We start from the raw sequence: 10,248 nt of genomic DNA, 5'->3' as shown, positions 1-10,248 counted from the left end.
CCTTCATCAAATCCATCAATAGGATTTTCTTTATGCTTCATGTTTTCCGTTCTAATTTTATCTTGTAGCATTAACATCCCTTCTAACAATGCTTCAGGGCGAGGTGGGCAACCAGGAACATAAACATCTACAGGTATTACATGGTCTGCGCCTTTTACAACTGAATACGTGTTATAAAAAAATGGTCCACCAGATATTGCGCAAGCACCCATGGCAATGACGTATTTTGGTTCTGCCATTTGATCGTACAAACGACGCAACACTGGCGCCATTTTATTTACGATGGTTCCTGCAATAATAATTAAATCTGCTTGTCTTGGTGAAGGTCTTGCTACTTCAAATCCAAACCTAGAGTAGTCATGTCGAGCTGCTCCAGTTTGCATCATTTCAATAGCGCAACAACTGGTTCCAAAATAAAGAGACCAGAGTGAATTTGATCGCCCCCAGTTGATTATTTTATCCAAGGATGTAACAATAACGTTAGCCCCATTTCCTGCTGGAATTACCTTTCCTGGAAAATCTTTTGAAAACTTGTGGTCTCTATCTTGAACTTCTGAAATATATCTTTTTTTGTCGTCTATTCCCATTTTAATGCGCCTTTTTTCCATGCATACAATAACCCTAATCCTAATATAAATAGAAATATAAGTATTTCGATTAAAGCCACAAACCCAATATCCTTAAAAACGACTGCCCAAGGCACTAAAAATGCAACTTCAACATCAAAAATTAAGAATAAAATAGCGTATAAATAATAGCCTACTTTAAACTGAACCCATGTTGGTCCTTTAGTCACCATACCACTTTCATAAGGCTCTCGCTTTTGTGGATTGTCTGATTTATGGGAAATCATATTCGACATAAAATTCGCCCCAGCAACTAATACAACACCTGCTATAAAAAATACAATAATGGCTTCTGAACCCATGATTAAATTTTAAGTTAAATCACTTGATAAATATCTCCTGAGAAAAACAAATCGTCTACTTTTCTAAACTTTGAATTTGATTTTACCAAATCTGTTTGATCCTTTTCCCTTTCTTCCAAAGTAAAATCATCAAAACTTCTAATGATACCTGTTACCAACGGATATTTTAACCGCACTAACATTTGATGTAATGTTACATCTTCCTCTTTGGCGTTATGAACCAAAATATCTTCCTGTTCAATCCCATTTTCTCCTATGGTGACAACCTCTAATTTTAAACCATTTAAAACTAAACCTTTGTTTCGCTCTTTACCAAAAATCATTGGTTTACCATCTTCAACAAACAACTGTTTATCTTCACGCACAGCTTTATTTGTGTATTCATCATAACAGCCATTATTAAAAATTGGACAATTTTGTAACACTTCAATTAGTGATGTGCCTTTAAACTTTTCACAATCAATAAAAATTTGGGTCATTTCTTTTGGGGTATTCCCTCCTATTCTTGCAAAGAAACGCGCTTGAGCTCCTAAGGCTAATTCGCCTGCTGAAAAAGGAGGCTGGGTATTTCCATAAGGAGATGATTTTGTTTTTTGTCCAACTAAAGACGTTGGTGAGAATTGCCCTTTGGTTAATCCATATATCTCATTATTAAACAAAATGATGTTTAAATTAATATTTCTACGTAATACATGGATGAAGTGATTACCTCCAATGGCCATAGAATCTCCATCTCCAGTAATAACCCAAACACTCAAATTAGGATTGGCTAACTTTACACCTGTAGCTATTGCAGGAGCTCGACCATGAATACTATGCATGCCATAAGTATTCATGTAATATGGAAATCGTGAAGAACATCCAATTCCAGAAATAAACACAACATCTTCCCTTTTTACGCCCATTTCTGGGAGGGCCTTTTGCATAGATCGTAAGATAACATAGTCATCGCAACCAGGACACCATCTTACCTCTTGATCGCTCTCAAAATCTTTGTAGGTATACTTTTTATCGATTGTTGTTTCCATATTATTTTAGTAATTGTTTAAACTTTTCGATTAACTCACTATTTCCAAATGGAAGTCCTTGTACTTTATTAAATTGAGATAAATCTAACCCATTGAAATTCATTTTTAACACTTTACTAAACTGACCACTATTCAGTTCGCAAACCACAATTTTTTTGAATTGTTTTAATACGGCTTCCGTGTTTTTTGGCAACGGATTAATATAATTGAAATGTGCATATCCAACATTTTCAACACCTTCTTCGTTTAAATGCTTAACAGCAGAATGCAGTGAGCCATAAGTGCCACCCCAACCAACAACCAATAAATCGCCTTTCGTCGCAAATTCGGTAGTTAATTCGGGGATATAGTTTTGTACTCGCTTAATTTTTTCGGCTCTTATTTTAGTCATATATTCGTGATTTTCTGGAACATACGAGACATTACCACTAATTCTATCTTTTTCTAAACCACCAACGCGATGTTCTAAATCAGGCGTTCCAGGAACCGCCCAATTACGAGCTAGAGAATCTTCATTCCGTTCATAAGGATGCCAATCGCCATCAACCTTTGTAACAATATTATTTTTAATGTCCGGCATATCATTTGCCGATTTGATTTTCCAAGGTGCAGAACCATTAGCAATATACCCGTCTGTTAGTAAAATAACTGGGGTCATGTGTTCTAAAGTAAGTTTCGCTGCTTCGTATGCATAATCAAAACAATTTGCAGGTGTACTCGCTGCAATCACAATTACGGGACTTTCCCCATTTCTTCCGTATAATGCCTGAAGTAAATCTGATTGTTCTGTTTTAGTTGGCAAACCTGTTGAAGGTCCTCCTCGCTGCACATTAACTATAACTAGTGGCAATTCAATAATCATGGCTAACCCCACGGCTTCCCCTTTAAGGGCTAAACCTGGTCCCGATGTTGTTGTAATGGCTAAATCGCCCGCAAATGAAGCACCTATTGCCGATGTAATACCCGCAATTTCATCTTCAGCTTGAAGAGACTTTACTCCAAAATGCTTATGTTTTACCAACTCATGTAAAATATCCGACGCTGGTGTAATGGGATATGACCCTAAAAATAATTCCAATCCAGATTTTTCTGCTGCGGCTAAAAACCCCCATGCCGTAGCGGTATTCCCCATAATAATTCTATAGGTACCTGATGCCATTTTAGCTGGCGAAATAGTATAGACGTTCGGAATTAACTCTAATGTTTCAGCAAAATAAAGACCTGTATTTAAAACTTTAGTATTGGCCTCAATAATAGCTGGCGAGGATTTAAATTTCTTATTAAAAAACGCAATGGTGTGTTCGGGCGAACGGTCATACATCCAGTACACCATTCCTAAGGCAAACATGTTTTTAGTACGTGTTATACTCTTATTATCGAGCCCTTCAATATCTTTCAATGCCTCTTTTGTTAGTGAGGTCATTGCAACTTCAATAACTCTATAATTAGCTAAACTCCCATCCTCCAATGGGTTTGCTTCATATTGTGCTTTTTCTAAATTCTTTTTAGTAAAGGCATCCGTATCTACAATAATGGTATGTCCTGGCTTTACTGCATGCAAATTTGTTTTTAATCCAGCTGGATTCATAGCCACCAGTAAATCTACCTCATCTCCAGGTGTACTAATTTCTACACTACCAATGTGAACTTGAAACCCAGAAACACCATATAAACTGCCTTGAGGTGCTCTAATTTCTGCTGGATAATTAGGAAAAGTGGCAATATCATTGCCAAACATTGCCGACGTATCTGAAAATTGTGTTCCCGTTAATTGCATGCCGTCACCGGAGTCTCCAACAAATCTAATAATAACAGCTTCAAGAATTTCTGGTTGATGTTTAGGTTGCTTTATAACCATGTTTTCCGATAATTTAATAAATTAACTCAACTAATTTGACAAGAATTTACTACTTTGTAAGCATCAAATATAATGTCACTTTTTAATACTAAATATGATTTTTATCACATTTAAAAAGTAAAATGTGTTATAAATTTACAAATATTAATTCTTTTAATCTGATAAATCATGGCAATTATTATAACCGACGAATGCATTAATTGTGACGCATGTCTTGTAGAGTGTCCTAATAATGCAATTTATGAGCCCGATCAAGAATGGGCTTATTCTGATGAAACCCAGTTGAGTGGAACGGTAAATCTTCCAAATGGAGATGAAGTAGATGCAGATGCAATGAATGAACCCGTGTCTGATGAATTTTATTTTATTGTTCCAGAAAAATGTACAGAATGCAAAGGATTTCATGATGAACCACAATGTGCGTCAGTATGTCCTGTTGACTGTTGTGTACCTGATGAAAATCATGTTGAAACCGAAGACGCTTTATTAAAGAAAAAAGCTTGGTTGCATGCTGAATAGCATTTTTTAAAACTATATTTTTTAAGAATTAGAGTTTCTTTTTCGGTGTAAAATTTCAATTTCTAATAGTTGAGGTTAAACGTAAAGGTTGAGGGTTTCATACTATTATGAAACCCTCAACCTTTTTTTTATACCGTCCACATGACAATTATCATAATCTATTTACTCTATCATCGTTAACTTTATACTCAATTTATTTGAATGGCCTAAAGGTTTTGGTCCATAAAAAAAATCTTGTTAGGCTACACACAATTAGAAATTTTGTGAAGAGTCTTAAATATGACTTTTTGTGAATTTCATTTTATTTAATAAGATATCATATTATGAAGAAAGATTTTCCAAAACTAATTTGTGATGCTAATGAGGCTGTTGCTAGAGTTGCTCATAAAACAAATGAGGTGTGTGCTATTTATCCAATAACACCCGCATCACCTATGGGCGAACATGTAGATGTTTATAGCTCTAAAGGACAGAAAAACATTTGGGACAATATCCCAAGAATTGTTGAAATGCAGAGCGAAGGCGGTGCCGCTGGAGCCGTTCATGGTTCTTTACAAGCAGGCGCATTAACAACCACATTTACGGCATCGCAGGGATTATTATTAATGATTCCAAATATGTATAAAATGGCAGGCGAATTATTACCTTCTGTAATACATGTAGCCGCAAGAACGGTTGCAACGCATGCGCTTTCAATTTTTGGTGACCATTCAGATGTCATGGCTGCTAGACAAACAGGATACTCTATGTTATTTGGAGGATCTGTTCAAGAAGCACAAGATTTTGCACTTATTTCTCAAGTAGCAACATTAAAATCTAGAGTTCCTTTCTTAAATATTTTTGATGGCTTTAGAACGTCTCACGAGATTTCTAAAATAGATGGTATTACTGATGATGTTATTACAGCTATGATGCCAGAAGATGCTATTATGGATCACAAAAAACGTTCTCTTGATCCAGATCATCCGGTAATTAGAGGTACTTCTCAAAACCCAGATGTATTCTTCCAAGCCAGAGAGGCTGCCAATACATTTTACGAAAAGGTTCCTGGTATTGTTGAAGAAACAATGAATGAATTCTATGAGCATACCGGTCGTAGATATAGTTTATTCTATTATGAAGGTCATCCAGAAGCAGAACGCGTTATTATACTCATGGGTTCTGGTGAAGGTGCTGCTAGAGAAGCTGTTGAAGCCATGGTGAAAAACGGCGAAAAAGTAGGCGTATTATTTGTACGCTTGTTTAGACCATTTTCAATAAAACACTTTGTTGACGAATTACCAGACACCGTTAAAAAAATAGCTGTTCTAGACAGAACTAAAGAACCAGGAAGTGTTGGCGAACCTTTATATCAAGATGTTGTTACCGCATTGATTGAAAGCGACAGAGAAATGCCTGTTGTGGTTGGAGGCCGTTACGGCTTATCATCAAAAGAGTTTACGCCTAAAATGGTTAAAGGGGTTTATGACGAATTATTAGATGACAAACCAAAAAATCACTTTACCGTTGGTATTAATGACGATGTCACTTTTACAAGTTTACCAATTGATGATTCTTTTACAATAGAACGTAATACCATTAATTGTATGTTCTACGGTTTAGGATCTGATGGCACTGTTGGTGCTAATAAAAACTCCATTAAAATTATTGGAGATACCACAGATAACTTTGTACAAGGATACTTTGTTTACGACTCTAAAAAAGCTGGAGCTCAAACCATTTCTCACTTGCGCTTTGGACCAACGCCAATATACTCTTCATACTTAATTGATAAAGCCGATTTTATTGCTAGTCATCAATATAAGTTTATTAAAAAGTTTAATATGGTTGCCGATTTAAAACATGGAGGCACATTCTTATTAAACTCACCATATTCTAAAGATGAAATATGGAATCATTTACCAAAGCAAATTCAAAAAGAAATTATTGAGAAAGAAGCTAATTTCTATGTGATTGATGCCACCAAAGTAGCGGCAGAATCCAATCTTGGTAAACGTACAAATACCGTATTACAAACTTGTTTCTTTGCAATCTCTGGTGTTTTACCAAAAGAACAAGCCATTCAACGTATTAAAGATGCCATTGTAAAATCTTACTCTCATAAAGGAGAAAGCATGGTAAAAATGAATTTTACAGCTGTTGATAATTCTCTTGCTAATCTAGAACAAGTAGATTACCCAAAAGAAGTTACCAGCGAAAGATATTTAGAAACCGCCATGCATAATGCGCCTGACGGATTTGTTACTGAAGTACTCGAAAAAATATTAGGAGGATTTGGAGATGAATTACCTGTAAGTGCATTCTCCATGGATGGTACATTCCCAACAGGAACCAGTCAATTCGAAAAAAGTGGAATTGCTGATATTGTTCCAGTATGGGATGATATAGATTTATGTACACAATGTAATAAGTGTGTTGCTATTTGTCCGCATGCTGCCATTAGAGCAAAAGTTGTTAGCAATGACGAATTAGCAAATAGACCTGCTTCTTTAAAAGCAGTTGCAGCAAAAGGCAGACCTTTTAATAAAGATGAAGAATCTTATGTACTTCAAGTATCTCCTCAAGATTGTACAGGCTGTGACCTTTGTGTTGCTGTTTGTCCTGCTGTGAGTAAAGAAGATCCAGACTTTAAAGCCATTAACATGCACAAAAAGCTTAAAGTTGAAGCTGTAGAAGATTTAAATTGGGATTACTTTATTAATTTACCTGACTATAATAGAACCGAGTTACAAATAACAAATGTAAAAGGATCTCAATTCTTAGAGCCTTTATTTGAATTCTCTGGAGCGTGTTCTGGTTGTGGTGAAACACCATATATCAAAATGTTAACTCAATTATATGGAGATAGTATTTTAATTGCCAATGCAACAGGTTGTTCCTCTATTTATGGCGGTAATTTACCAACAACACCATATAAAACTAATGAAATTGGACGCGGTCCTGCTTGGGCTAATTCATTATTTGAAGATAATGCTGAATTTGGTTTAGGTATGAAATTAGCCTTAAGTAAGAAACAAGAAATTTCTGTAAACTTACTTAAATCTATTGAAAATGAAGTTGGAAAAGACTTAGTTGATGCTATTTTAAATAATCCTGAAAAAACGGAAGCTGAAAAAGCAGAAAACTTCAAAAACTTAGACAAACTAAAAATCAAATTAGCTACTATCGATAATGATAAGGCTAAAAAACTGTCTCAACTAACTGAATATCTACGTAAAAAATCAGTGTGGATTTTAGGTGGAGATGGTTGGGCTTACGATATTGGATTTGGTGGCTTAGACCACATCTTAGCTACAGGAGAGGATATCAATATTATGGTATTAGATACCGAAGTGTATTCCAACACTGGCGGACAAACATCTAAAGCAACACCATTAGGAGCAAGTGCAAAATTCTCAGTTTCTGGCAAACGCACTAGTAAGAAGAGTTTAGCACTACAGGCAGTCTCTTATGAAAATGTTTATGTTGCTCAAATCGCTATAGGAGCCAAAGATCTTCAAACCCTTAAGGCTATTGAAGAAGCTGAAGCTTATCCTGGACCATCAATAATCATTGCTTACTCACCTTGTATTGAACATGGTTATGACCTTGCTAACGGTGCATCACAACAAGTAAAAGCTGTAGAAAGTGGTTATTGGCCATTATTTAGATTTAACCCTTCTAAACCAAAAGGCAAGAAGTTTAAACTAGACTCTAAAGCACCTTCAATTCCTCTTAAAGACTTCATGTATAATGAAACACGATTTACAAGAGTTGTTAAAGACGATGCAGAACTTGGAGCTAAGCTTCTTGAGCAAGCTCAAACTGAAGTTAATTCTAAATGGGAACGTTTAGAACTTTATAGAGATATGTAAACATCTTTTGGTTAGGCTATGTTAAATATAAAAATCATGAGGCTGTCTAAAAAATAAATTTTTAGTTTAAATGTCACATTGAGCGCAGTCGAAATGCTTTGGTTTTCAGTACACTGAAACTTCGACTGCGCTCAGTTTGACAACTTTAATGATTACTATTAATAACTAACTATTAATTTATTATGGAAACCGAAGCCATCCAATTCTTTGTTAAGGCTGCTCAAAAATTGAATCAAGCCAACAAGGAGTTGTTCAAACCAAAAGAAGACATTGTAACTTATTTAGTTTGCAAGAATTCTCAGTATGCCATCAAAAATTATTTAAAAGGTTATCTTTTAAAAAAAGGTATTAAACCGAATGAGAATGAGACTATTGATAGCCTTTATGAGCAATGTAAAAAAATAAACAAAGGTTTTGAAAATGTAGATTTATCAGACTTTAATTGTAAATCTTCTCATAATTTAGAAACAAAATATTGTGATAATATTTCAAAAGTTAACAAATGTTTTGATGAAGCAGATAAATTAGACACATTTCTTAGAAAAGAAAAAATTATTTAATCCTAAACTTCTATAGATTCGATTAAATGGAACTTTAAAACGAGTTTTATTTAATTGGTTAATTCTTTTTTAACCAAAGAGATATCTATGGCTAAAATATTTTAAATTTATAGTTTAACCATCAATATTAATAACCTGTTCTATTTGAGGCGCATACTTTTTAATAGTCATTTCTACACCCGATTTGAGTGTCATTTGATTAACACTACAACCTACGCAAGCGCCTTGTAACTGAACCTTAACTAGATTATCATTTTCAATAGATAATAGTGAAATATCGCCACCATCACTTTGTAAAAACGGACGGATTTCGTCTAACGCTTTTTCTACATTTAATCTTAGTTCTTCTGAAGTCATGTATTATTTTTTTACTGCTGCACAACCTGCCATAGTTGTAATTTTAATGGCTTCGGTTGGTGGTAAATCGTCATTTCGTTTTACAACTTCTTGAACTACATTTCTGGTTATTTCCTCAAAAGCTTGTTCTAACGGTGTTGCTGTTTGTAATGCTGCTGGACGACCAACATCCCCAGCTTCTCTAATACTTTGTACTAGTGGTAATTCACCTAAAAAGGGTACTTTTAAATCTTCAGCTAAATTTTTGGCTCCTTCTTTTCCAAAGATAAAATATTTATTATCTGGCAATTCAGCAGGTGTAAAATATGCCATATTTTCAATAATTCCTAATACAGGCACATTAATACTTTCTTGCTGAAACATAGCTACACCTTTTTTAGCATCAGCCAGTGCCACATTTTGAGGTGTACTCACTACAACTGCCCCTGTAATTGGTAAAGATTGCATGATACTTAAATGAATATCGCCGGTTCCTGGAGGTAAATCAATCAACATAAAATCTAACTCACCCCAATGTGCATCAAAAATCATTTGATTTAATGCTTTTGCTGCCATTGGTCCTCGCCAAACTACGGCTTGATCTGGTTGTGTGAAAAACCCGATTGATAATATTTTAACCCCATAGTTCTCTACAGGTTTCATTTTAGATTTTCCGTCAATGTTTACTGCTAAAGGTTTCTCAGCCTCTACATCAAACATGATTGGAATGGATGGCCCATAAATATCGGCATCTAGCACACCTACTTTAAAACCCATTTTCGCCAAAGTTACCGCCAAATTTGCTGTAACCGTAGATTTCCCAACACCACCTTTACCAGAAGCTATTGCAACTATATTTTGAATACCAGGAATTGGAGTTCCTTTAATAACATTAGCTTTTGGGTTTGCCGGTACTTCTACTTTTACGTTAATTGTAATTTTAGCTTTTTCGTAAACCTGTTCATGAATGGTTTTAAGGATATCAACCTCAGTACGTTTTTTTGCTTGTAAACTTGGATTTTTAATGGTTATATCTACAATAACCTCATCGCCAAAAGTAATTACATTTTTAACTGCTCCGCTCTCTACCATATTTTGCCCTTCTCCAGGAACAGTAATACTTTCAAGCGCTTTTAAAATATCTTGTTTATTAAGTTTCATTTCT

At 35.0% G+C, this 10,248-nt stretch carries 9 protein-coding genes; 3 read left to right on the top strand and 6 right to left on the bottom strand.

Features of this window, described 5'->3' with window-relative positions; genetic code table 11:
- The 4 genes from nuoB to AAC024_RS09020 form a co-directional block, all read right to left on the bottom strand.
- Window positions 1–587, bottom strand: a 587-nt coding sequence (gene nuoB / locus AAC024_RS09035; protein ID WP_339894989.1) for an NADH-quinone oxidoreductase subunit NuoB, incomplete at its 3' end; no start/stop codon positions are given.
- Window positions 578–928, bottom strand: coding sequence for an NADH-quinone oxidoreductase subunit A (locus tag AAC024_RS09030; protein ID WP_339894988.1), 351 nt, complete (start codon window positions 926–928; stop codon window positions 578–580). The genes AAC024_RS09030 and nuoB, both read right to left, overlap by 10 nt.
- 14 nt (window positions 929–942) lie before the next feature.
- Window positions 943–1,956 carry a 2-oxoacid:ferredoxin oxidoreductase subunit beta gene (locus AAC024_RS09025; RefSeq protein ID WP_339894986.1) on the bottom strand — a complete coding sequence of 338 codons (1,014 nt, stop codon included), beginning with the start codon at window positions 1,954–1,956 and terminating at the stop codon, window positions 943–945.
- Window position 1,957: 1 nt separating this feature from the next.
- Entirely contained in the window at window positions 1,958–3,814 is a 1,857-nt protein-coding gene (locus AAC024_RS09020) for a 2-oxoacid:acceptor oxidoreductase subunit alpha (RefSeq protein WP_339894985.1), read from the bottom strand.
- Between the two features lie 168 nt (window positions 3,815–3,982).
- Between AAC024_RS09020 and AAC024_RS09015 the strand changes: the two genes are divergently transcribed.
- From AAC024_RS09015 to AAC024_RS09005, 3 genes are all read left to right on the top strand, one after another.
- Window positions 3,983–4,333: a 4Fe-4S dicluster domain-containing protein gene (locus AAC024_RS09015; RefSeq protein ID WP_339894983.1), complete on the top strand. Its 351-nt coding sequence runs from the start codon at window positions 3,983–3,985 to the stop codon at window positions 4,331–4,333.
- A 323-nt stretch (window positions 4,334–4,656) separates the two neighbouring features.
- A complete protein-coding gene (gene nifJ / locus AAC024_RS09010; RefSeq protein ID WP_339894982.1) occupies window positions 4,657–8,187 on the top strand; it encodes a pyruvate:ferredoxin (flavodoxin) oxidoreductase in 3,531 nt (1,176 codons plus the stop codon).
- A 182-nt stretch (window positions 8,188–8,369) separates the two neighbouring features.
- Window positions 8,370–8,747 (top strand): HEPN domain-containing protein, encoded by a 378-nt coding sequence (locus AAC024_RS09005; protein ID WP_339894980.1) that lies wholly within the window; start codon window positions 8,370–8,372, stop codon window positions 8,745–8,747.
- Window positions 8,748–8,861: 114 nt separating this feature from the next.
- Here the strand turns inward: AAC024_RS09005 and AAC024_RS09000 are convergent, their stop codons facing one another.
- Both AAC024_RS09000 and AAC024_RS08995 read right to left on the bottom strand, forming a co-directional pair.
- Window positions 8,862–9,104 carry a NifU family protein gene (locus AAC024_RS09000; protein WP_271559905.1) on the bottom strand — a complete coding sequence of 81 codons (243 nt, stop codon included), beginning with the start codon at window positions 9,102–9,104 and terminating at the stop codon, window positions 8,862–8,864.
- A gap of 3 nt (window positions 9,105–9,107) precedes the next feature.
- Window positions 9,108–10,244 (bottom strand): Mrp/NBP35 family ATP-binding protein, encoded by a 1,137-nt coding sequence (locus tag AAC024_RS08995; RefSeq protein WP_339894977.1) that lies wholly within the window; start codon window positions 10,242–10,244, stop codon window positions 9,108–9,110.
- Between the last annotated feature and the right edge of the window lie 4 nt (window positions 10,245–10,248).

Source organism: uncultured Algibacter sp. (assembly GCF_963976535.1).
GTDB lineage: Bacteria > Bacteroidota > Bacteroidia > Flavobacteriales > Flavobacteriaceae > Algibacter_B.
Note: the sequence above shows the minus strand (reverse complement) of the source record. Positions and strands in the feature narration are given on the sequence as shown.

What these genes read in the sequence shown, in the direction of transcription:
- AAC024_RS09030 (WP_339894988.1), bottom strand. Translation starts at nt 928, where the DNA reads ATGGGTTCAGAAGCCATTATTGTATTTTTTATAGCAGGTGTTGTATTA.
- AAC024_RS09025 (WP_339894986.1), bottom strand. Translation starts at nt 1,956, where the DNA reads ATGGAAACAACAATCGATAAAAAGTATACCTACAAAGATTTTGAGAGC.
- AAC024_RS09020 (WP_339894985.1), bottom strand. Translation starts at nt 3,814, where the DNA reads ATGGTTATAAAGCAACCTAAACATCAACCAGAAATTCTTGAAGCTGTT.
- AAC024_RS09015 (WP_339894983.1), top strand. Translation starts at nt 3,983, where the DNA reads ATGGCAATTATTATAACCGACGAATGCATTAATTGTGACGCATGTCTT.
- nifJ (WP_339894982.1), top strand. Translation starts at nt 4,657, where the DNA reads ATGAAGAAAGATTTTCCAAAACTAATTTGTGATGCTAATGAGGCTGTT.
- AAC024_RS09005 (WP_339894980.1), top strand. Translation starts at nt 8,370, where the DNA reads ATGGAAACCGAAGCCATCCAATTCTTTGTTAAGGCTGCTCAAAAATTG.
- AAC024_RS09000 (WP_271559905.1), bottom strand. Translation starts at nt 9,104, where the DNA reads ATGACTTCAGAAGAACTAAGATTAAATGTAGAAAAAGCGTTAGACGAA.
- AAC024_RS08995 (WP_339894977.1), bottom strand. Translation starts at nt 10,244, where the DNA reads ATGAAACTTAATAAACAAGATATTTTAAAAGCGCTTGAAAGTATTACT.